Here is a 23091-nt window from a genome sequence, read left to right as displayed (position 1 = left end):
AGCTGGGGTTAAATCTTTTCAACTTTGTCCTCGGCGCTGCTGGTCAAGGGCGGTTCATCCGCTTCCTCGGAAATCGGCTCAGGCGCCTGCACCATATCCGGGCCGGGCACGGGCTGTGCCAGTGCGACGCCGTCGGGTGTTTCCTTTGGGGACGGGGTCGCTACCGGGGCGGTAGGGGGCTCGGCGGGTTGTTCGATCAACCGCCGAAACACCAATACATTGCGCCAGTTCGTTGTCGACCCGGTCAGGCCCGAGCGTTCCTCGCTGGGCAACAGTTCCGCGCGCTGGTATTCCCATCCATCCTGGCCCAACTGGTTCAACACCTGCTCGACCGAGGCGGCAAAGCGGCCCTCGGTCGTTTTCACGCCCTTGGCTTTGACACCTTTTTGAGGGGCGGGGATGACCTTGTATTCGTAGCGCTGCATCAACTGTTCCTAAACCATATTCGCGCCAACTTAACATGCTGGTCCCCGGGCGAAAGCATCGTTGCGGGATCGGCGAGATTTAGCTCCGCATGTTGCCGCTGGCCTGTGCCGCTTTGGTCACAACTGACAGGCAAAGCTGGGTTGCCAGCGCCATGTCCTGGACCGAGATCCACTCCAGCGGTCCATGTATACACTGCATACCGGTGAACAGGTTGGGGCAGGGTGTGCCGAATTCGGTCAGCCGAGAGCCATCGGTGCCGCCGCGGATCGGAACGGAGAGGGGCTCGATGCCCAGTTCCTGACAGGCTTCACGCGCCAGATCTACGGGGGTCATGTCATTCTCGAGCCAATAGCGCATATTGCGGTACTGATGGCTGATTTCGCAGGTGATGGTCGCGCGCGGTTCCGAGGCCTGAACAGCGTCGCAGACCTTGCGCACCAGATCGCGCTGGGCCTCAAGCCCCTCCATCTCGAAATCCCGCAGGATCAGCTTGATCTCCATCTCGGAGGAGCCGCCATTCATGTCAGTGACATGGATGAACCCTTCGCGCCCGTCGGTGACTTCGGGGGTCAACGTCGCCTGCGGCAGGGTCTGTACGATCTTTGCGGCCAGATGGGTGGCATTGACCATCTTTTCCTTAGCTAGACCGGGATGGATCGAAACGCCGGTGATCTTGATCACCGCACGGTCGGCCGAGAAGCTTTCATATTCAATCTCGCCCACTTCCTGCCCGTCCAGCGTGTATGCGAAATCGGCCTTGAGGTCCTTTGGCAGTTGCTCGGTCACGCCGCGCCCGATTTCTTCGTCAGGGGTGAAGGCAATGCGGATGGGGCCGTGTGGAATGTCTGGATTTTCGATCAGGTGCCGCGCCATGGTCATCAGAATCGACACGCCGGCCTTGTCATCAGCGCCCAACAGAGTGGTGCCCGACGCGGTGACCAGATCATGACCAATTTTTTCGGCTAGATAGGGATGTTCGTCCGGGGATAGAACCAGATCGGGATCGTCGGGAAAGGTGATCTCGCCGCCGTTATAGCCTTTGATAACGCGCGGTTTAACGCCGGTTGCGTTGAATTGAGGGGCGGTGTCGACATGGGCGAGGAACCCCACGGTCGGCCCTTCGGCGGTGCCAGGAATGGTCGCCACAACGACGCTGTCGCCGGTCATCTCGACATCCTGCGCGCCGATCTCGGTCAGTTCGTGCCTGAGCAGGTTCAGCATGTCGAACTGAATGGACGTACTCGGGGTCGAAGGCGATGTCTCATCGCTTTGGCTGTCGATAGCCGCGTAGCGCATCAGACGGTCTTCAAGTTCCTGATCGAATTTTCTGGTCATGGCACCTCTCCTGCGCGGAAGAAAGGGCGCAAAAGAAAGCGGAGTCAAGCGGATGGCCTGACTCCGTCGCAGAACTTTGAAAACGGGCTTACGAACCCAGCTTTTGGGCAACCAGCTCGTTGACAGCCTTGGGGTTAGCTTTGCCGCCGGTGGCTTTCATCACCTGACCGACGAACCAGCCAGCCAGCTTGGGGTTCACTTTAGCTTTTTCGACTTGCGCCGGGTTGGCGGCAATGATCTCGTCCAAAGCGGCCTCGATCGCGCCGGTGTCGGTGACCTGCTTCATGCCGCGTTCTTCGACGATCTGCGCCGGGTCACCGCCTTCGGTGTAGACGATTTCGAACAGATCCTTGGCGATCTTGCCCGAGATGGCATCGGACGAGATCAGGTCGATGATCCCACCCAACTGCGCCGGAGATACGGGCGAGTCGGTGATGTCGTGGTCTTCTTTCTTCAACCGACCAAACAGTTCGTTGATCACCCAGTTGGCAGCCAGTTTACCGTTGCGGCCCTTAGCGACCTCTTCGAAATACGCGGCGCTTTCGACCTCGGCGCTCAGGACTGAGGCGTCATAGTCGGTCAGGCCGAACGCTTCGATGAACCGCGCTTTTTTCTCGTCGGGCAGCTCAGGCAGCTTGGCGGCGATGTCATCAACCCATGCCTGTTCGATCTCCAAAGGCAGCAGGTCGGGGTCTGGAAAATAGCGGTAATCATGCGCTTCTTCCTTGGACCGCATCGAGCGGGTCTCACCCTTATCCGGGTCATACAGGCGGGTTTCCTGATCGACCTTGCCACCGGCTTCGACAATGGCGATCTGACGGCGGGCTTCGACCTCAATCGCCTGCTGAATAAAGCGCATCGAGTTCATGTTCTTGATCTCGCAGCGGGTGCCCAGATGCGAGAAGTCCTGCGTTTCCTGATACTTCTCATAAGCACCCGGCAAGCAGATCGAGACGTTCACGTCCGCCCGCAGGTTGCCGTTCTGCATGTTGCCATCACAGGTGCCCAGGTAGCGCATGATCTGGCGCAGCTTGGCGATATATGCGGCGGCTTCTTCGGGGCCACGGATATCGGGGCGCGACACGATCTCCATCAGGCAAACGCCCGTGCGGTTCAGGTCGACGAAGGACATATGCGGGTCCATGTCGTGGATCGATTTACCGGCGTCCTGTTCCATGTGGATGCGTTCGATACGGACCATACGTGCGGTGCCATCACCCATCTCGACCAGCACTTCACCTTCGCCCACGATGGGGTGGTAAAGCTGCGAAATCTGGTAGCCCTGCGGCAGGTCAGGGTAGAAATAGTTCTTGCGGTCAAAGGCCGATTTCAGGTTGATATCCGCCTTCAGACCCAGACCCGTGCGTACGGCCTGTTCCACACAATATTCGTTGATCACAGGCAGCATACCCGGCATCGCCGCGTCCACAAAGGCCACGTTCGAGTTCGGCTCGGCCCCGAATTGGGTCGACGCGCCGGAAAACAGCTTGGCATTGGATGAGACCTGAGCGTGCACCTCCATCCCGATCACCAGCTCCCAATCGTGCTTGGCCCCGGCAATGGTTTTGGGTGTGGGCATTTCGTATGTCAGGTCGAGCATGGCGCGCCTCTATTTCCGCAGAAGTCTAGGCTTGCGTATTAGGCCCGGCGGGGCCTAGGGGCAAGGGGGAAAGGCGCGATTCAGTGCTGCGAGAATTGCAGACCGGTAGGAGTAAAGGTCACATCCTTGCCGCTGCCCAACTCATCCCGGAAGAAATCGCCGATCGTACGCAGCGCATCGCGCTGTCCACGTGCTGCAAATCGCTCGGGTGAATTGATACGCACTGAGTTGTTGAAGCCCGCAGTTGCATGGGCCCAAATCAGCGGATGCAGCTCGGTCAGATGGTCGCGGATCAGCCAATTGGCGGTCTCGCGCATCTGGCTGCGGACCTGATCGGCCTTCTCGTTCAAACCCAGTCCATTTTGCACTGTAATCGCGCAATAGGCGGACAGCATATTAACCATTTGCTGACCGGGGTGCAGCCGCAGAATATCGCGCAGGCCTTCAAGGAAATACTCGACATCCACCCGCGCGCAAGCTTCGGCATCCATCGCGATGGCGTCGAACTGGACCCATGTGTAACCGCCTGCGCCCCATGTGTCGTGTGTTCTGGCCGCGTTGCGCAGGGCTTGTAGTTCAAGTTCTTCATAGCTGCCAAACCAGCGAGGCAACAGATGGCTGCCCATCGCGCGCATATGGCGCTGGTTTTTCGGGTCGAGGCCAATTAGGCGCTCATACTTCTCGGCGACCCGAGCGGTCTCTTTGCGTTGACCGGCCAGCAACGCACAGTTCGCCGCAGCGATGAGCGGGCTATCAGGTGCGGCAGCCGTGCAGTCCGGCAGGATTTGCCCGGCGCGGTCGAAATGGGCCGCGCAACGCGAACTGTGCAGCGCAGGCAAAGCCGCATCCGCCGAATTGCCTCGCCAAGCCCACGCAATATCAATATGTGCCAGCGCGACGATTGCAGCAATCATTGGATCACCCGGATGATCGCGCATCTCGGTTTCAAGTTCCGAAATTCCCCCCAGAAGATCATAGTCGGAAACGGCCTTGCCATCTGACAACGCATGTTCCGCCGCCAAAACCACGTCAGACCGGGCGCCAAAACCCAACAAATCGGCAATCGGCATCCCATCCGGTGCCGTCGCGCCTGTCTGATCCGCAGCGTGCATTTCTGCGGACAATTCATCCCACCGATCCTGACGCGCCAAATGACGCCCGCGCTCGATCGTCTCTCGGCCCACAAGATCCTTGGGGTCAAGCTTGGCAACGGGAATGTTCAACTGGCCCTGTTCGGGTAATGCTGCGGCCAAGGCAGAATTAGCTGGACAGAGATCAGGTGCAGCTTGCGGTTTCTGAGGTGAAAATCGGGCAGAGATTGCCCGTGCAATGCGGAACATAGTGGAACTCGAGAACTTAAAAACTGGTAACTGCAAGGTAGGCTGGCCGGAAAACCCGACGATTTCAAGTTAAATGCGCGTTACCTTCCATGAATCCGGTGTAATCGCACTCGGCTGCGTGGATCGTTTCAGAAAACAGAGAAATGATGGCGCTCAACGCGGAAACCGGCTTGGGTGACAACGTTTTCAAACTCTCGATGCGGCGGCAACGACTCATCGGGCAGGCGGATGCGTTTTTCCGATTTCAGCACCAGTGAGACGCGGACCGAGAAATCCCAGCGCGTATCAAATCGAAAGAAATCAACCTCTTCCAAAGCGATCTGGCCCTGTCGTTTGCCGGAATACCAGCGCAGCGTATCCTGATCGAATTGAATACCTGCGCTGCTGTCGTGCAAAACATCCCATATCGCGGGCAGGGTGGTCAAAGCCAGCAAAGCCATCAGCCACCATACGGCGTCAAACAGAATAATCAGCGCAAGCAAAGTCGCGTAGATGCTGATCAGAAGAATGACTGTCCGAGGGTTCCGATTGCGCCGCGTAAACGTGTAGGTCGTCATGCGTTTAGTATGCGCGAGATCATTTCGGTCGTGTCGCGCGACAGGTTTGGTGTTTCGGAAATGCGGGTCAGTTGCGCCTGAATCAGGTCCTGTCGGCCCGCATCATACCGCCGCCAGGTCTGGAAGGCCGAACACATGCGCGCCGCGGTTTGCGGGTTCACGGGATCCAGTTTGATCAACCAATCGGTCAGTAGTTGATACCCTGCGCCATCAAGCTGATGAAAGCCTGCATGATTCATCGCCAAACCACCCAACACAGCGCGGAATCGATTGGGATTTTTCCAATTGAAGTCAGCATGTTCCGTTAGCTTCTGTGCGACATCAGCTGTGGCTTCGGGCGCGACCATTGCCACTTGCAAACCGAACCATTTGTCGATGACCAATCGATCATGCTGCCATTGATCATAGAATCCGACCAATTCCGCCTTGCCTTTCCGGGCACGCAGAAGGCAGGACAGGGCCGAGAGTTGCAAGGTCATGTTATCCGACTTCGCGTAGGATTCAGCCGCCAGTGCGCCTCCATCCAGACGGGTGGTCAAAGCCAATGCCGCACCGTCCAGTGAGCGCTTGCCGGATTGTTCGGCATCCGGCGTATAGGGCGCGTCCACGAGGGCTTCGCTATGCAGGCGGGGCAACAGGTCTTGCAGGTGCTGGGCTGTGGCTTGTCGCAAGGTTTCGGTTGCGGTCCAGATCGCCATCGGATCGGGCGTACGGCCCCTTTCGTGCAAAGCCGCTGCAAGTTCCGATTGTGTAGGCAGGCCCAGCATCAGCGCTCGGTAGGCGGGGTCTAAATCCCCATCGCGTAGCACGGCCAGCAACCCGTCCAGGTAGTCAGAATCTGGTGTTGCGTCCTCTGTAATCATGCGCAGTAGCGTATCTTCGGCCAGCGAACGCCCGGCTTGCCAGCGATTGAACGGGTCTGTGTCATGGGCCAGTAAGAAGGCACGATCTGCGTTGGTGTGATCGTGTTCAAGGATCACAGGGGCCGAGAAATCCCTCAGGATCGACGGTATCGGCTTGGCCGCGAGACCGGAGAAGGTAAAGCTCTGCTCGGCCTGGGTCAGTTCCAGCACTTCGGTGGCGCGCACTTCGTCCCCGTTCGGACCAAGCAGGCCGACTGCGATGGGGATGACCTGCGGCAGCTTTTCGGTCTGGCCTTGTGTCGGCTCTGTGCGCTGGCTCAGCGTCAGGGTATAGGTCCCATCGTTCCAGTCTTCGGCGACCGAAACCTTTGGCGTGCCGGATTGGCTGTACCAGCGCTTGAACTGGCTGAGGTCGCGGCCTGTCGTGTCTTCGAACACTTGTAGCCAGTCCTCGATCGTGCAGGCCTGCCCGTCATGGCGGTCAAAGTAGAGGTTTAGCGCTTTGGCATATGCCGCATCCCCGACCAGCCGTTTCAACATCCCAATCACCTCGGCGCCTTTTTCATAGACTGTCGAGGTGTAGAAGTTGTTGATTTCCTGAAAACTCTCAGGTCTGACAGGGTGCGACAATGGCCCATTATCCTCGGGGAACTGGCGTGCGCGCAGGTCGATAGCATCGTGAATGCGTTTCACCGGAGCTGAGCGCATGTCGGAGGTGAACTGCGCATCACGGTACACTGTCAGCCCCTCTTTTAAACACAGCTGGAACCAATCGCGGCAGGTGATGCGGTTGCCGGTCCAGTTGTGGAAATACTCATGCGCGATGATGGCCTCGATCCGTTCGAAATTCATGTCGGTTGAAGTTTCGGGGCTGGCCAGAACTGCGGAAGAGTTGAAGATGTTCAGCCCCTTGTTCTCCATCGCGCCCATGTTGAAATCATCCACGGCGACGATGTTGAACACGTCCAGATCGTATTCACGGCCATAGACGTCTTCATCCCATTTCATGGACTTCTTCAGCGCCTCCATCCCGAAGGCGCATTTGCCTTCGTCACCGAGGCGGACCCAGAGGTTCAGCTCGACCTCGCGGCCGGACATGGTGGTGAATTGACCGGGATGGGCGATCAGGTCTCCGGCGACCAGCGCGAACAGATAGGCGGGTTTGGGCCACGGATCGGTCCATTCGGCCCAGCCTTCACCTTTGCCAGATGGGTTGCCGTTCGACAGCAGGACCGGAAGTTCGCCGTTGATCCGTACTGTAAATGTGGACATCACATCGGGGCGGTCGGGATAAAAGGTGATCTTGCGAAACCCCTCGGCCTCGCATTGGGTGCAGTACATGCCGTTCGACATATACAACCCCTCAAGCGCCGTGTTGTTGCCCGGGTCGATTTCGACCTCGGCCTCCCAGATGAATGGCGCATCGGGGACATCGGCAGTCAAACCTTGCTCGGTCACCGCAGGGTTCACATCTGTGCCATCAATGGACGCACGTATCAGCTCTAACTCTTCCCCATGCAAAAAGAAGCGGTGGTCCGAGGCATCGGGGTTTGGTCGAAATGCGATGCGCGATTTCACACGCGTTGCATGTGGTGCGAGATCAAAGGTCAGATGAACGCTGTCCACCAGGAACCCAAAGGGCGTGTAGTCTTTCAGATAGATTGTCTTGCCAGTTTCGTCGCGCATCCGAGGCCTCGCATCGGTTTTGGGTTTTTCGCGACGTTATGAGCTTCGATCCGGGGCTGCAACCGGCCCGCGCGATTGCCTTGCCGCTTTTGAAACAGCTTTAGGCAAAACTGGGCGATGAGAAACCTTAGACAAAAGTTGCCTATCGGAAACATTCGGCTTAAGTCAGTTTGGCATACATCGGCACACAAACGCGGGAGAGCAACATATGAGTGGCAGACAGACCCTGAGCGGGTTGCAGGTAGACCCAATACTGGTTGAGTTTATCGAGACTCAGGCGCTGCCAGGGACGGGCGTATCGTCCGAGCATTTCTGGGCTGGTCTCGCACGTATGGTTCTAGAGCTGGGGCCCAAGAACCGTGCCCTTCTGGCCAAGCGCGCGGATATTCAAAGTCGTGTCGATGGCTGGCATCTTGCAGAAAAATCGCAACCCATGGATCCCTCCGCCTATCAGGCTTTCTTGAAAGAGATCGGGTATCTGGTTGATGAAGGCGAGGCGTTTCAGATCAAAACGGCAAATGTGGACCCCGAGATCGCGCTGACCCCTGGCCCGCAGCTTGTCGTGCCAATTACCAATGCCCGCTTTGCTTTGAACGCGGCAAACGCACGCTGGGGCAGTCTATATGATGCACTCTACGGGACAGACGCAATGGGCGATCTGCCTGCGGGTGGGTGCTATGACGAAAAGCGTGGGGCGCGTGTAATTGCATGGGCCAAAGCGTTTCTGGATGAGGTTGCGCCGCTTGCCGAAGGATCATGGGCTGATGTCGCGGGGCTGACCATCGATGCCGGAGCGTTGACTCCCGCGTTGGCCAATCCTGCACAGTTTGCCGGTTTCGGCGGGGAAGCAAATAAGCCTGCGTTCGTATTGTTGAAAAACAATGGCTTGCACATTCAAATCATGATCGACCCGTCCAGCGCAATTGGGACAAGTGATCCTGCGGGCATTGCCGATATGCGCCTGGAATCGGCGCTGTCGACCATCATGGATTGCGAAGATTCTGTCGCCTGTGTGGATGCCGAAGACAAGGTTGTCGCTTATGGCAACTGGCTGGGCTTGATGAAAGGCGACCTGACCGAGGAGGTCACGAAGGGCGGCGAAACCTTCACCCGTAAGCTTGCGGATGATGTGGAATACACCACGGCTGATGGCGGTCAGGCGTGGCTAAAGGGCCGGTCGCTGATGTTGATACGGAATGTGGGCCACCTGATGACCAACCCGGCCGTATTGGACACTGAAGGAAATGAGATCGGTGAGGGGCTGATGGATGCGCTGTGCACCACGTTGATCGCAATGCATGACCTGAAGCGCGACGACGGGAACTCGGTCGAAGGGTCTGTCTATGTGGTCAAACCCAAGATGCATGGCCCCGAAGAGGTCGCGTTCGCGGTTGAGATTTTCGACATGGTCGAAGACGTTTTGGGACTGCCGCGCAACACCGTGAAACTGGGCATCATGGACGAGGAACGCCGCACCTCGGCAAACCTGACCGAGTGCATCCGCGCCGCGAAATCGCGCGTGGCGTTTATCAATACCGGGTTCTTGGATCGTACCGGGGATGAGATTCATACCTCGATGGAAGCGGGTCCGATGCTGCCCAAGGGGGACATCAAAACCACGCCGTGGATAGCCTCGTATGAGGATCGCAATGTCGATATCGGCCTAGCCTGCGGTCTCAAAGGCAAGGCGCAGATCGGCAAAGGTATGTGGGCGATGCCCGACCGGATGGGTGAGATGCTGGAAGCCAAGATCGGCCACCCGCAATCTGGCGCAACCTGCGCTTGGGTTCCATCTCCTACAGCGGCAACTCTGCATGCGACGCATTACCACAAGGTGGATGTGCTTGCCCGGCAGGATGAAATCGCAGCTGGCGGCGCGCGCGGTACTTTGGATGATCTGCTGACCGTTCCATTATTGGGTGGTCGCAACCTGAGCGATGAGGAAATCACCCGCGAGATCGAGAACAACGCGCAGGGCATCCTGGGTTATGTAGTACGCTGGGTCGATCAGGGCGTGGGCTGTTCGAAAGTGCCGGACATCCATGATGTCGGGTTGATGGAGGATCGCGCGACCTGCCGTATCTCATCCCAGGCGCTGGCGAACTGGCTGCATCATGATGTGGTGAGCGAGGCACAAGTGATGGCCGCGATGCAGAAAATGGCGGCTGTAGTGGATCGCCAGAATGCGAGCGATTCAAACTATGTTCCGATGGCGCCGGGATTTGACGGTATCGCTTTCCAGGCTGCTTGCGATCTGGTCTTCAAGGGCCGGGTTCAGCCGTCAGGCTATACCGAGCCGGTTCTGCATGCGCGGCGGTTGGAATTCAAAGCCAGTCAGGATTGAGTGGTAGTTGCGGGAACGAGGGGGCTGTCTGCCCCCTCGCGCTCCCCCGAGGATATTTTTGGCCAGATGAAGGGATCAGGTATGGGTATTTCTTTGCGCAAGGCGCGGACCATTATACGTAAAGCGATGGAAAAAGGGCGGGAAATGGAACTGAAACCACTCTCGGTTGTGGTTCTGGATGCCGGCGGTCATGTTATCGCATTTGAGCGTGAAGACGGTGCTGCCCCTGGCCGGTTCGCCATTGCACAGGGCAAGGCGTATGGTGCGGTTATGCTGGGCATGTCAGGCACGGCGCAGATGCAGCGAGCCGAAGCACAGGCCTATTTTATGGCCGCGGTGAACGGCGTGTATGGCGGACAGGTCGTGCCAGTGCCGGGCGGCATTCTGCTGCGCGACCGCAAAGGTGCCGTGATCGGTGCGGTTGGTGTGACGGGCGACACCTCGGACAATGATGCTGTTGCAGGCATGGCAGGGATCGAAGCAGCTGGACTAACGGGCGAAATCTGACCCGGCAGAGTCCAGTTAATAGGCGTGTGCGCAATTGAACATTGCTTTGCGCTGTTATGCAGCCTGTGCTCTGTTGCACGGGCTGCTTTGTGTCGATAGCGTCAGTTCCAATCAATGCAAAAGCAAGGACATTGGAATGGTGCGACCCGTTGTTGGTATTATCGGCAATTCTTATCTGATGAATGATCAGTATCCCACACATGCGGGTGGGACGATGAATTCGGATGCCGTGGCCAATGTATCGGGTTGTCTGCCGCTGCTGATACCAGCTGATCCGCGGTATGTTTCGGTCGACGAATTGCTTGAGGTCTGTGACGGGTTCCTGCTGACGGGTGGTCGCCCCAACGTACACCCTGAGGAATATGGCGAAGCGGCCACAGATGCGCATGGAGATTTCGACCGGGCGCGGGATGCGATCACGCTGCCTTTAGTGCGCGCCTGTGTCGAACGTGGCCAGCCCTTTCTGGGGATCTGCCGCGGGTTTCAAGAGGTGAACGTGGCCATGGGCGGCACGCTTTATCCCGAAATCCGGGACCTGCCGGGCCGCATGAACCACCGGATGCCGCCAGATGGAACGCTTGAGGAAAAATTCGCACTGCGCCATATCGTGACCCTGTCGGAGAACGGTATGTTTCACGATCTCTTTGGTGCGACCGAGGTGATGACGAACACGTTGCACGGTCAAGGCATCAAGCGGATTGGTGAGCGGGTGGTGATCGACGGCCATGCGCCGGATGGTACGCCCGAAGCGATCTATATCAAGGATGCGCCCGGTTTTACCCTTTCGGTTCAGTGGCACCCGGAATGGGATGCGATCAATGATCCGGTGTCTCGTCCGCTGTTTGAAGCGTTTGGGGCGGCTGTGCGGAACTGGGCTTCAGGAACCGCGCTGCAACAGATGCAGAGATTGGCATGATATTGTCAGCGGCCCGGCGATGGGTGCCGGACCGCCTCTATGTCATCAGATCATCAGATCGAACTGATTAATCAAAGGCAGGCTGCGCGCTCGTTCCCCGGTCAGGTCGAACAATGCGTTCCCAAGCGCGGGCATGGATGGCGGTGTGCCGGGCTCACCCGCGCCGCCCATATGGCGGTTGGTTTCCAGCACGCGCACCTCAACCTGTGGCGCAGTGTGCATGCGGATCGCGTCATAGTCGGGGAAGTTGTACTGCTCCACTTCGCCGTCGGCAAAGGTAATCTCGCCGTAGCAGGCCGCTGATAGGCCATACATCATGCCGCCGAACATCTGGGCTTTGACATTCTCGGGATCCAGAGCCAGCCCCATGTCACAGGCGATCCACGCCTTGTTGATACGGATCGTGCCGTCTTCATCCACCACTTCGATGACTTGCGCAACAGGGGTGCCGAAGCTGTAGGTGAAGGCCACACCGCGCCCGACACCGCGGGGTGTTTGGCCCGTCCAGCCCGACATTTCGCGGACCGCTTCGAGGCATCCTGCGGATGGGGCGTGCTCGCCTTGCATCAATTCCAGTCTGAATTCCAGCGGATCACGGCCTGCGGCATGGGCCAGCTCATCCATGAATGTCTCGTGGAAGAACCCGTTATGGCTGTTGCCGACCGAGCGCCAGAACCCGACAGGGATATCGAGATTGGCGATATGTCCGCTCATGCGATAGTTCGGGACGCCATAGGGCTGGTTGAAGAAACCTTCGACCAATACCTTGTCCGGGCCGGCGCCAGGCAGGCCAGTATAGCGCTGAACAGCTTGTTGCGTACAGGACTGTGAGGCGACGGCGCCATCGATCAAAACCGCTTTGCCATCCTGAACCGCACCCCGCATCCGGGCGATGGCACCGGGGCGGTAGTAGTCGTGGCGCATGTCTTCTTCGCGGCTCCAGGTGGTTTGGACCGGCGTTCCCGGCATCGCCATGGCGACCTTGGTGGCAATGTCACCAAAATCCAGCTCACCACGTCGGCCAAAGCCGCCACCCAGATAGGTGGTATGAATTTGCACGGCTTCGGTCTCCAACCCGGCTGTGTTGGCAACCCGGAACTGGATCAGAGTGGGGGCCTGGTTGCCGCACCACAGCTCCAACGCGTTTCCGGTGTAAAGCGCGGTGGCGTTCATCGGCTCCATCGTTGCATGGGCCAGATAGGGCAGTTGATACTCAGCTGTGATCTCTGTTGCGCCCTCGGGCATAACGCTGACATCGCCATCATCGCGCATGGTCGAGTTCGGGGCGTCGTCGAACGCCTTGGCAATCTCGGCAAAGACCTGATCGGTTTCGGGCGGGTAGGGGGCGTCGCCCCAATCCACGTCAATTGCGTCAACCGCCTGTTGGGCGAGCCATGTGTTGTTGGCGATGACCGCAACTCCGGTGCCCAAATCGACAACTTTCTCAACACCCGGCATCGAGGTTGCGGCACTGTCATCATATCCGTTCATCGCGCCACCCAGCTTAGGGTTCATGCGCACAGCGGCGAATTTCATACCCGGCAAGCGGACATCGACGCCAAACTCTGCCGTACCCGTTGCTTTCTCCACCATATCCAGCCGCGGCTGGGATTGTCCCAGATAGCGCCATTCGGAGGGATCGCGCAGGGGAACCTCGACCGGCTCAAGATCGGCGACATCAACGGCCAAATCGGTGTAAGGGATTTTGTCACCATTGGGGGCGATTACATGGCCAGACGCGGTCTGCAACTCTGCGGGGTCAACGCCCAGCCGGTCGGCAGCAGCGCGTTTCAGGGTTTCGCGCGCCGAAGCCCCGGCCTGACGCATGCGTTCATACCCGTCCTTCATCGAAGTCGAGCCACCGGTGACCTGAAGGCTGAGTGTACGCCCCAACACCCCTAGTGCTTCACCCAAATTGTACTGGATATCCGGGATGTCATAGCCCTTGTTGGGCAGACCTTCGCCAATCAGAGCCGAGTTGTAGTAGGCCGCAGCGGCAGGCCCGTGCAGAACGGTGACCTGATCAAGGTCAACGTCCAGTTCTTCGGCAATCAGCGCGGCCCATGTGGTTCGCACGCCCTGTCCCATTTCCGCGCGGGGCGCGAATAGCGTTACACCGTTCTGGTCGATCAGAATGAATGGGTTCAGTGCAGCCTCACCCTCGCCGGGTTTCAGCGGGTTCGCGGCGGGTCGGCTGACGTAATACGCACCGAAGGCCACACCGCCGACAATCGCGGCGGACCCGATCAGGAAGGTGCGGCGCAGGATTTTTCCAACTTTGCCCATCTCTTACGCCTCCTTCAGTTTGCCAGCGGCGTCGTGAATTGCTGCACGTATCCGGGGATAAGTGCCGCAACGGCACAGGTTGCCCTGCATCGCGTCTTCGATATCGGCATCTGAGGGCGCGGGGTTTTCGGCCAGCAAAGCTGCGGCCTGCATGATTTGACCGGACTGACAATAGCCGCATTGCGCCACCTGATGGTCGACCCAGGCTTGTTGGAGTGCTGACATGGCCGCAGGCGTTCCGATGCCTTCAATCGTTGTCACGTCGCCCCAAACATCCGACAAAGCCACCTGACAAGAGCGCACGGCCTCGCCATCGATGTGCACGGTACAGGCCCCGCAGGCCGCGACACCGCAACCGAATTTGGTACCGGTCAAGCCGACCTCATCACGCAGCACCCAAAGCAGGGGGACATCATCAGGCAGATCCACCTGATGTGCGGTTCCGTTGATCTTAAGGGTGGTCGCCATGGCGCGCCTCTCGTTAGCTGTGGCAGTTTCTGACATAATTGGTGAAAAATGTCAGCGTGTCAATTGACAAAATATACGAAAACTGTCAGAGCTTCTGAAATGAAGGATACGAGCGACGACATACGGCAAAAGGCTATTCTGGCTTCGGCTTTCCAGGCTTTTTCAAGATACGGGTTCCGCAAGACATCGATGGATGACATTGCGAAAGGTGCGGGTATGTCCCGCCCTGCTGTGTATCTGCACTACAAGAACAAAGAGGCGATCGTTCGCGAACTAACCAGGCTGCACTATGCTGACAAGACAAATGCCGTAGCCGCTGCATTGAAGAAGGCAGGATCAATCTCGCAGGTGTTGAACGCAGCGATTCAGGCGCAAATGGAGGGAATGGCGGCGATACTGGCGTCACCCCATGGGGTCGAGATGCTGGATACGACCAAATCCATGTCCACCGATATTGTCGAACAGGGTGAGGCAGAACTGACTTTGCTATTTGCGGAATGGCTGACCGATATGCAGGCCAAAGGGCGCGCCCGCGTGTTCGACACGCCCCACGACACCGCAAAGACGATTACGGCCAGCCTGAAAGGGATCAAGCTGACCGCCTCCAGCGCCGAAGAGTTCGAACAGCGCACCCGGCAGCTGGCTGCGATGATCGGCGCGGGGCTTGAAGTCAGGTAACCCGCTGACGGATTTTGTATTCGGGCCGATCCCACTGCCTGTTGCGCATGATATCGGCCAGAATATCAACCGCTTGCTCCACATCCGTTACATCAATGTAAAGCGGTGTAAAGCCAAAGCGCATAATATCCGGCGCCCGGAAATCTCCGATCACACCGCGCGCGATCAGGGCCTGCATCGCGGCGTATCCTTCGGTGAACCGGAACGACACCTGACTGCCCCGTTGCAGCGGGTCGCGGGGGCTGGCCAGTGTCAGGCCAGGGCAGGTGGCCTCGACCCGTTGAATGAACAGCTCGGTCAATTCGATGGATTTGGCGCGCACATCGGCCATATCGGCCATATCCCAGACATCCATCGCCACCGAAAGTGAGGCCATCTGAATGACCGGAGGGGTTCCGACCCGCATCCGTTCGATCCCCGCGCCGGGGCGATAGTCGAGATCAAAAGCGAACGGAGCCTCGTGCCCCAGCCAACCAGACAGTGCTGGGCGCACCTGCTCCGCCAACCGAGGGGCCACATAGACAAAGGCCGGAGCACCGGGCCCGCCGTTGAGGTACTTGTAGGTACAGCCCACTGCAAAATCGGCATTGCAGACCGTCAGATCTACAGGAATCGCCCCAGCCGAATGGGCCAGATCCCAAACGGTCACCACGCCCAAAGAGTGCGCCAATTCGGTCAGGGTTTTCATGTCATGCATGCGCCCGGTCCGGTAATCGACCTCGGTCAGCATCAGTACGGCGACGTCATCCGTCAGGGCATCGGCCACCTGTTCAGGGTCGACCACGCGCAACTCATAGTCATCGCTGAGCGAACGCAAAAGCCCGTCAACCATGTAAAGATCGGTTGGGAAGTTGCCATTGTCTGACAACACAACTTTGCGATCCGGGTTTAGCTCCAAAGCGGATGCTACCGCTTGATAGACTTTGATCGATAACGTGTCGCCCACGACAACACTGCCTGGTTTTGCTCCGATCAGTTTGCCAATCCGGTCGCCCAATGCCGCGGGCATACCCATCCAACCGGCTTTGTTCCAGCCCGTGATCAGCAATTTCCCCCATTCGTCGGTCATCATCTGATGCACGTGATCCGCCGCCGCCTTCGGAACCGGGCCCAGTGAGTTTCCGTCGAGGTAGATCATCCCCTCGGGCAGAGTGAACATGTCTTTGGTCGTCGCGAAATCAGTCATGGCGGCCCGTTTTTTTGTATATTCGGATAGCATTGCCCCTAGGGCGTAAAACATCCCATCTCTGCTGTCCATTGATGCGACAACTGGGGTTTTGCTATTTCGGTCCCAAAGCGGTAGGACAGCGCCCAGAAACGACACGTGCCCTTACGTGACGTCAACCCTGAGGATCGACGATGCGCTGGATCGACCTTCCCCCTGTCTGGCTAGTGGGCTTTGCCCTGCTTGCCTGGTTACAGGGGCGCTATATGGGATTTGGCCTGTCCCTCGACGGTGGGTTGACCGATCTGCTCAGCGGTGTGCTGATCGGGGGGGGCATCCTTCTGGCCGTATTGGCCGTTGCCGAATTCCGACGTCATAAGACGACAGTCATCCCGCATGAAACACCCAGTGCAATCGTGCAATCCGGTATCTACAAACGCAGCCGGAATCCGATCTACCTGGGAGATGTTTTGATCCTGGCGGGCTTGGTTCTGCGCTTTGACGCCGTTCTGTCACTGGCTTTAGTGCCGATCTTCGTCTGGGTGCTTGAACGTCGTTTCATCCTGCCCGAGGAGGACCGCATGCGCCGCACCTTCCGCGCCGATTTCGCCCGCTATGAACAAAAGACAAGACGGTGGGTGTAGCCAGATCAACTGAATGACACAACGTAATGGATGCTGCGCTTGCGAAATAAAATTGCGCAAGATACATCTTTTCTTAACAATCCATACCCGAGGACCTGACCGGCCTTAGAACCAAGGGGGACTGCCAGTGAAAATAGGCACACCGAAAGAAATACTGGATGGCGAGAACCGAGTGGCAATGACGCCAGACTCGGCCGTACAGCTGCAGAAACTGGGTTATGAGTGCCTGATCGAAAAAGGAGCCGGGGCTGCCGCCGGGTTTTCGGATGCCTCATATGAGGCTGCGGGTGTTGAGATCGTAAAAACCGCGGCAGCGCTTTGGAAAGCGGCGGATATTATCGCCAAAGTGCGCATCCCGACCGAGACCGAGCTGAAGCGTTTGACCAAGGGCAAGACGCTGATCTCTTTCTTCAATCCGGCGGGGAACGAAGAAGGGATGGAGCTGGCCAAGTCCAAAGGCGCGAACGTCATTGCGATGGAGATGGTTCCGCGTATTTCCCGTGCGCAGAAGATGGACGCGTTGTCCTCGATGGCCAATATCGCCGGTTACCGTGCGGTGATCGAGGCGGGTAACAACTTTGGCCGGTTCTTCACCGGTCAGGTAACGGCGGCCGGTAAGGTGCCGCCTGCCAAGGTTTTGATCGTGGGGGCCGGTGTTGCCGGTCTGGCGGCGATTGGTACGTCCACGTCGCTGGGTGCGATCACCTATGCGTTCGACGTACGCCCCGAAGTGGCCGAGCAGGTCGAATCCATGGGTGCCGAGTTCGTCTATCTGGATTTCGAAGAAGAACAGCAGGATGGTGCGGCCACCGGTGGCTATGCTTCGGTCCAGTCGGAAGAGTTCCGCAACGCGCAGCTGGCCAAGTTCCGCGAGCTGGCGCCCGAGGTGGACATCGTCATCACTACCGCGCTGATCCCGAACCGCGAAGCGCCCGAGCTTTGGACCAAGGATATGGTCGAAGCGATGAAGCCGGGCTCTGTCATCGTGGATTTGGCAGCGGAGAAGGGCGGTAACTGCAAGCTGACCGTGCCGGATGAGAAGATCGTGACCGACAATGGCGTGACCATCATCGGCTATACGGATTTCCCCAGCCGGATGGCGGCGCAATCCTCTTCGCTGTACGCGACAAACATCCGTCACATGATGACTGACCTGACGCCGGAAAAGGACGGTCAGATCAATCACGACATGGAAGATGACGTGATCCGCGGAGCAACCGTGACCCATGAGGGTGAGATCACCTTCCCGCCGCCACCGCCCAAGGTGCAGGCGATTGCGGCGCAGAAAAAGCCCGAGGTCAAGGAACTGACCCCGGAAGAGAAAAAGGCGCAGGAAATCGCAGCCTTCAAGGCGCAGACCAAGCAGCAGTTCACCCTGCTCGGTATTGGCGGCGCGCTGATGCTGCTGGTGGGGCTGATCGCTCCGGCCAGCTTCATGCAGCACTTCATCGTCTTTGTTTTGGCGATCTTTGTGGGCTTCCAGGTGATCTGGGGCGTTGCGCACAGCTTGCACACACCGCTAATGGCGATCACCAACGCGATCTCGTCGATCATTATCGTCGGGGCGTTGATGCAGATTGGGTCCGGGTCGTTCCTGGTCATTCTGCTGGCGGCGCTGTCTGTCTTCATGGCCGGGATCAACATCTTTGGTGGCTTCCTCGTAACCCGGCGCATGCTCGCCATGTTCCAGAAATCCTAAGGAGGTCGGGCATATGATTGGCTTTACTTCTGCCGCTTATGTTGTTGCGGCTGTCCTTTTCATCCTGTCGCTCGGCGGCCTTTCGAACCAGGAAAGCGCCAAGCGCGCGGTCTGGTATGGCATTGTCGGTATGGCACTGGCGGTCTTCGCTACTCTGGTTGGTCCCGGTTCGGGACTGTGGCTGCTGTCCATTCTGCTGATCATCGGCGGTGGTCTGATCGGTCAATACGTGGCGCAGCGCGTCCAGATGACCGAGATGCCGCAGCTGGTGGCTGCAATGCACTCGCTGGTCGGCTTGGCGGCTGTGTTCGTGGGCTTCAACGCGCATTTTGAGATCGGCAACGTGGCGCAGGTCATGGCGATTGCGGATAGTGCCAGCCAGGCGAACCTGTCTGATCTGGGCGCGTTCGCCAAGCTGATCGCCAAGAAAACCCCTGCGGAACTGGCGATCCTGCATGTTGAGCTGTTCCTGGGCATCTTCATCGGTGCGATCACCTTTACCGGCTCGGTCGTGGCCTATGGCAAGCTGGCGGGCAAAGTGACCTCGGCGGCGACCAAACTGCCCGGTGGGCATATGCTGAACGCGGCGGCTGCAGGTCTCTCGCTGATTTGTCTGATCTGGTATACCAGCTCGGGTGGGTTTTTCCCGCTGTTCCTGATGACGCTGGCTGCGCTGTTCATTGGCTATCACCTGATCATGGGCATCGGTGGTGCCGACATGCCGGTGGTTGTGTCGATGCTGAACTCGTATTCGGGTTGGGCGGCTGCGGCGATCGGCTTCAGCCTTGGAAACGACCTGCTGATTGTGGTTGGCGCTCTGGTCGGCTCGTCGGGTGCGATCCTGTCCTACATCATGTGCAAGGCGATGAACCGTCACTTTGTCAGCGTGATCCTAGGCGGCTTCGGTGGTCCGCAGGGCGAGCAGATGGCTGTCGAGGGCGAACAGATCGCGATTGAGGCTGATGGCGTGGCTGCTGCGCTGAACGATGCGGACAGTATTGTCATCATCCCGGGTTATGGCATGGCAGTGGCGCAGGCACAGCAGTCGGTGTCCGAGTTGGTCCGCAAGCTGCGCGCCAAGGGCAAAGAGGTGCGCTTTGCGATCCACCCCGTTGCCGGACGTTTGCCTGGCCACATGAACGTTCTGCTGGCCGAGGCGAAAGTGCCGTATGACATCGTGCTTGAGATGGATGAGATCAATGACGATTTCCCGGACACGGATGTAGCCATCGTCATCGGCTCGAATGACATCGTGAACCCTGCCGCGCAGGAGGATCCCAACAGCCCCATCGCCGGTATGCCGGTTCTGGAATGCTGGAAGGCCAAGCAGGTCTTTGTGTCGAAGCGCGGTCAGGGCACTGGCTATTCGGGCATCGAAAATCCGCTGTTCTTCAAAGAGAACACGCGCATGTTCTATGGCGATGCCAAGCAGTCGCTGGACAAGCTGTTGCCGATGATCGACTGATCAACTGTTGCTAGTAAATTGCAAAGGGCGCCTGCGGGCGCCCTTTTCTTTTTTTGGGTAGAGGTGGGGGCTTTGCCCCCAAACCCCCAGGATATTTGTGGCCAGATGAAGCCTGTGGAATGTGCTATTCTGAGCCGGAACACGGTGACAGGAGGTGGCCATGCAGAAAGTGAATGGTATTGGCGGGGTTTTCTTTCGGGCCCGGGATCCTGAGGCGTTGCGGGATTGGTATGAAAGGCATCTGGGCGTTAACCATTATGACCCTGTGCCCTGGAAACAGCGCGAGGGGTATACAGTGTTTGCACCTTTTGCGCAGGATACCGAGTATTTTGGCAGGGCCGAGCAGCAATGGATGATCAATTTTCGCGTTGATAACCTTGTGGCGATGACCGCACAGCTTGAGGCTGCGGGGATCAAGGTTGAGACCCACCCCGACTGGGACAGCGAGGTTGGCAAGTTCGCCCGTATTCATGATCCGGAAGGCAATCCGATTGAGCTGTGGCAGCCAAATCAATGAGATAGCTGGTTTGTATACCGTTGCATTCCTGTAAGTATATGAAATAAAAAGAGAATTGATGTATTTCAGCTGTGTCGTATAGTGCCCCGGATAAGACGGAGCCAAAAAATGACGCCGATTGATGATCATCCCCTGCGCTATGCGCTGGCCAATGAGCTGCACGCACGGCCCTTTCCAAGCGCCGAGGTGCCCTGCACAGTTGCATTTCTGGCGATCAAGAAGCCGACTGAGTCGGTTGATGGAGATCGTCAGGCGGACATCGCACATCTGACCGATCTGTTGACGCGCCATGGTGCGTCTCGCCCCCAGCCAGACGCCACGCATTACGCAGGTCAGATTGGTCGTCATTGGTTGAAGTGGGAACAGCATACCGAGTTTGTGACCTATACCGCGATCTCGCAGAATGTGAGCGCGCGGGCATTTGACCCAGCTGACTTTGAAGTGTTCCCGGCGGACTGGGTTATGGCCAGCCCAGGCAAAAGGATCACATCGATTCTGATGCGTGTCGTGCGGCGGCCAGATCAGGATGCGGTCCGTGCTGTGTTGCCTGACTGGTTCGAACCCGAAAGCCTGGCCGTTTCTTGCGTTCTGGATGATGCGGCGATCTGTGCCAGCGATTTTCGCATCGATCCAGCGGGCCATATGCGTTTTGCTGTGTTTATTTCCGAAGGCACGGGTCAGCGACGGATCGGGCGTATCATTCAACGCTTGTGCGAGATCGAGACGTATAAGGCGATGTCCATGTTGGGATTTGCCAGGGTCAAAAGCCTGACGCCGCGCATCGGTGGGTTAGACCAGAAGTTGACCGCGTTGATGGGCGAGATGACGGACGGAGAAAACCATCCTGACGATCTGTTACCTGATCTGCTGCGCATCTCGACCGAGTTGGAAACCTTGTCTGCCCGCTGTGCCTTTCGCTTTGGGGCGACTGGTGCCTATGAGGCCATTGTCAATCAGCGCATTGCCGTGTTGCGGGAAGAACGGTTTATGGGCCGTCAGAGCTTTGCCGATTTCATGATGCGCCGTTACGACCCGGCTATGCGCACTGTGAAATCGACAGAAAAACGCCTGCAAACCCTTTCAGACAGAGCAATCCGCGCCGGGGATTTGCTGCGTACAAGGGTTGATGTTGAACGCAGCGCACAGAACCAGGCTTTGTTGGAAAGCATGGACAAGCGCGCGGACCTGGCCTTGCGCCTGCAGCACACGGTCGAGGGGCTTTCGGTTGTGGCCATCAGTTACTATGCCGTCTCGCTGGTCAGCTACGTGCTGTATCCGCTCACGTCGACCGGGTTGAGCAAGGGTACATTGACCGCCTTGATCACGCTGCCGGTCATTTTGATGGTCTGGGCTGCCGTCCACAGAATTCGCAAGCGGTTGGAATGACGTCACTTGCACAGCAGGGCAAGCTTTGTACTAGTGACCGGCAGCGATAGTCACACAATCGGAGCATCCCTGTGATCAGTGTCGTTTCAGCATGGCGGGCTGTGACCGCGATGTTCATCCTCAACGGTGCGTTGTTTGGTATCTGGGCCTCGCGCATTCCGGCGGTTCGGGATCATCTGCAGCTGAGCCATGAGGCGTTGGGCTATGGCCTGCTGTTCATGGCAGCGGGCGCGGTGTGCTCCTTTCCCGTCACTGGGCGACTGACCGACCGGTTTGGCGCCGTTGCAATCACGCGGGTTATCGCGGTTCTCTATACCGGATCTCTGGTGCTGTTGGGGCTGGCGGACAGTTTCACCCTGCTGGCTGTCTTTCTGTTTGTCTTCGGGGCGTTTCACGGGTCGATGGATGTGGCCATGAATGCCTGGGCCGCCGAAGTTGAAAGCGCCTACGAGAAACCATTGATGTCCTCATTCCACGCGATGTGGAGCCTTGGGGCAGGGCTGGGCGCGATCAGCGGGTATGCGGCTGTTCAGATGCAGATGAGCGTGTTGCAACATTTCCTGGCGGCTGGCGGTCTGGTTGTGGCTCTGGCTTTGGCGCTGTCTTGGGTGCAATGGACTTCCCGGCGTTCGGTGCAGTCGCAGGGATCAGTTTTTGCGTTCCCGTCTGGGGTGCTGATCCTGGTGGGGTTCACGGCCTTGTGCGGTGCGCTCGGCGAAGGGGCCGTCGCGGATTGGAGCGCGATTTTCCTGCGCGATGTCACTGGCGCTGCCGAAAGCATTGCGACGCTGGGCTATGCCGTGTTCTCGGTCGCGATGGTGGTATGTCGTCTTGCGGGAGGGATGGTGATTGCTTGGGTCGGGCCGGTTGCTGCGGCACGGGGTGGTGGAATGTTCGCCGCTATGGGCGTGTTTTGTGTTGTCTCGGCCGGGGCCGCTCCGCTGGCTTTGGTGGGCTTTACGCTGATGGGCGTGGGATATGCGGTGATTATGCCTTTGGCGTTTAGCCGTGCCGCGAATGACCCACAGATACCGCCGGGGCAGGCCATCGCCAGCGTGGCAACGCTTGGCTATGGCGGCCTGCTGATCGGGCCGCCCCTGATCGGGTTTTTGGCAGAGTTGCTGACGCTGAGAATGGCCTTTGGTGTCTTGCTGCCGCTTGCCGTTCTGATCGTTGTATGCGCCGGCGCGCTGAAGCGCGCCGACTGAG

The 23091-nt window shown here is 58.2% G+C and carries 19 protein-coding genes; 10 read left to right on the top strand and 9 right to left on the bottom strand.

Annotation, left to right across the window (positions count from 1 at the left end):
- Positions 1-8 precede the first annotated feature (8 nt).
- The 6 genes from ACR0KG_RS14580 to pepN form a co-directional block, all read right to left on the bottom strand.
- Positions 9-425, bottom strand: a complete 417-nt coding sequence (locus ACR0KG_RS14580) for a DUF4177 domain-containing protein (RefSeq protein ID WP_480827672.1) — start codon at positions 423-425, stop codon at positions 9-11.
- A gap of 79 nt (positions 426-504) precedes the next feature.
- A complete protein-coding gene (pepT, locus tag ACR0KG_RS14575) occupies positions 505-1761 on the bottom strand; it encodes a peptidase T (RefSeq protein WP_480827671.1) in 1257 nt (418 codons plus the stop codon).
- 88 nt (positions 1762-1849) lie between these two features.
- Positions 1850-3361: an Asp-tRNA(Asn)/Glu-tRNA(Gln) amidotransferase subunit GatB gene (gene gatB / locus ACR0KG_RS14570; protein ID WP_480827670.1), complete on the bottom strand. Its 1512-nt coding sequence runs from the start codon at positions 3359-3361 to the stop codon at positions 1850-1852.
- 80 nt (positions 3362-3441) lie between these two features.
- Positions 3442-4701 carry a hypothetical protein gene (locus ACR0KG_RS14565; protein WP_480827669.1) on the bottom strand — a complete coding sequence of 420 codons (1260 nt, stop codon included), beginning with the start codon at positions 4699-4701 and terminating at the stop codon, positions 3442-3444.
- A gap of 128 nt (positions 4702-4829) precedes the next feature.
- A complete protein-coding gene (locus ACR0KG_RS14560) occupies positions 4830-5258 on the bottom strand; it encodes a hypothetical protein (protein ID WP_480827668.1) in 429 nt (142 codons plus the stop codon).
- Positions 5255-7807: an aminopeptidase N gene (pepN, locus tag ACR0KG_RS14555; RefSeq protein ID WP_480547729.1), complete on the bottom strand. Its 2553-nt coding sequence runs from the start codon at positions 7805-7807 to the stop codon at positions 5255-5257. Before pepN ends, ACR0KG_RS14560 begins: the two co-directional genes overlap by 4 nt.
- A gap of 208 nt (positions 7808-8015) precedes the next feature.
- Here pepN and ACR0KG_RS14550 point away from each other — a divergent pair, with 208 nt between their 5' ends.
- From ACR0KG_RS14550 to ACR0KG_RS14540, 3 genes are all read left to right on the top strand, one after another.
- Positions 8016-10151 (top strand): malate synthase G, encoded by a 2136-nt coding sequence (locus ACR0KG_RS14550; RefSeq protein WP_480827667.1) that lies wholly within the window; start codon positions 8016-8018, stop codon positions 10149-10151.
- Between the two features lie 81 nt (positions 10152-10232).
- Positions 10233-10658 carry a GlcG/HbpS family heme-binding protein gene (locus ACR0KG_RS14545; RefSeq protein WP_480827666.1) on the top strand — a complete coding sequence of 142 codons (426 nt, stop codon included), beginning with the start codon at positions 10233-10235 and terminating at the stop codon, positions 10656-10658.
- A 136-nt stretch (positions 10659-10794) separates the two neighbouring features.
- A complete protein-coding gene (locus ACR0KG_RS14540) occupies positions 10795-11574 on the top strand; it encodes a gamma-glutamyl-gamma-aminobutyrate hydrolase family protein (RefSeq protein WP_480540744.1) in 780 nt (259 codons plus the stop codon).
- A 45-nt stretch (positions 11575-11619) separates the two neighbouring features.
- Here ACR0KG_RS14540 and ACR0KG_RS14535 read toward each other — a convergent pair whose 3' ends face one another.
- Positions 11620-13860 carry a xanthine dehydrogenase family protein molybdopterin-binding subunit gene (locus tag ACR0KG_RS14535; RefSeq protein ID WP_480827665.1) on the bottom strand — a complete coding sequence of 747 codons (2241 nt, stop codon included), beginning with the start codon at positions 13858-13860 and terminating at the stop codon, positions 11620-11622.
- 3 nt (positions 13861-13863) lie between these two features.
- On the bottom strand, positions 13864-14328 hold the full coding sequence (locus ACR0KG_RS14530; RefSeq protein WP_480547735.1) for a (2Fe-2S)-binding protein: 465 nt from the start codon (positions 14326-14328) through the stop codon (positions 13864-13866).
- Between the two features lie 99 nt (positions 14329-14427).
- Between ACR0KG_RS14530 and ACR0KG_RS14525 the strand changes: the two genes are divergently transcribed.
- Positions 14428-15006 (top strand): TetR/AcrR family transcriptional regulator, encoded by a 579-nt coding sequence (locus ACR0KG_RS14525; RefSeq protein WP_480827664.1) that lies wholly within the window; start codon positions 14428-14430, stop codon positions 15004-15006.
- Here ACR0KG_RS14525 and kynU read toward each other — a convergent pair.
- Complete coding sequence (kynU, locus tag ACR0KG_RS14520) at positions 14999-16192, bottom strand: kynureninase (RefSeq protein WP_480827663.1); 1194 nt, start codon at positions 16190-16192, stop codon at positions 14999-15001. The genes ACR0KG_RS14525 and kynU overlap by 8 nt on opposite strands.
- A 173-nt stretch (positions 16193-16365) precedes the next feature.
- Here kynU and ACR0KG_RS14515 point away from each other — a divergent pair, with 173 nt between their 5' ends.
- From ACR0KG_RS14515 to ACR0KG_RS14490, 6 genes are all read left to right on the top strand, one after another.
- Entirely contained in the window at positions 16366-16815 is a 450-nt protein-coding gene (locus tag ACR0KG_RS14515; RefSeq protein WP_480547739.1) for a methyltransferase family protein, read from the top strand.
- 127 nt (positions 16816-16942) lie between these two features.
- Positions 16943-18514, top strand: coding sequence for a Re/Si-specific NAD(P)(+) transhydrogenase subunit alpha (locus ACR0KG_RS14510; protein ID WP_480827662.1), 1572 nt, complete (start codon positions 16943-16945; stop codon positions 18512-18514).
- 13 nt (positions 18515-18527) lie between these two features.
- On the top strand, positions 18528-19979 hold the full coding sequence (locus tag ACR0KG_RS14505) for an NAD(P)(+) transhydrogenase (Re/Si-specific) subunit beta (RefSeq protein WP_480827661.1): 1452 nt from the start codon (positions 18528-18530) through the stop codon (positions 19977-19979).
- Positions 19980-20139: 160 nt separating this feature from the next.
- The gene (locus ACR0KG_RS14500) at positions 20140-20496 is read left to right on the top strand and encodes a VOC family protein (protein ID WP_480827660.1); all 357 of its coding nucleotides are present in this window, start codon (positions 20140-20142) and stop codon (positions 20494-20496) included.
- Positions 20497-20604: 108 nt separating this feature from the next.
- On the top strand, positions 20605-21882 hold the full coding sequence (locus ACR0KG_RS14495; RefSeq protein WP_170532223.1) for a DUF3422 domain-containing protein: 1278 nt from the start codon (positions 20605-20607) through the stop codon (positions 21880-21882).
- Between the two features lie 71 nt (positions 21883-21953).
- On the top strand, positions 21954-23090 hold the full coding sequence (locus tag ACR0KG_RS14490) for an MFS transporter (protein ID WP_480827659.1): 1137 nt from the start codon (positions 21954-21956) through the stop codon (positions 23088-23090).
- Position 23091 lies beyond the last annotated feature (1 nt).

The organism is Ruegeria sp. H4 (assembly GCF_056533065.1).
This window is presented reverse-complemented; position numbering and strand designations above follow the sequence as displayed.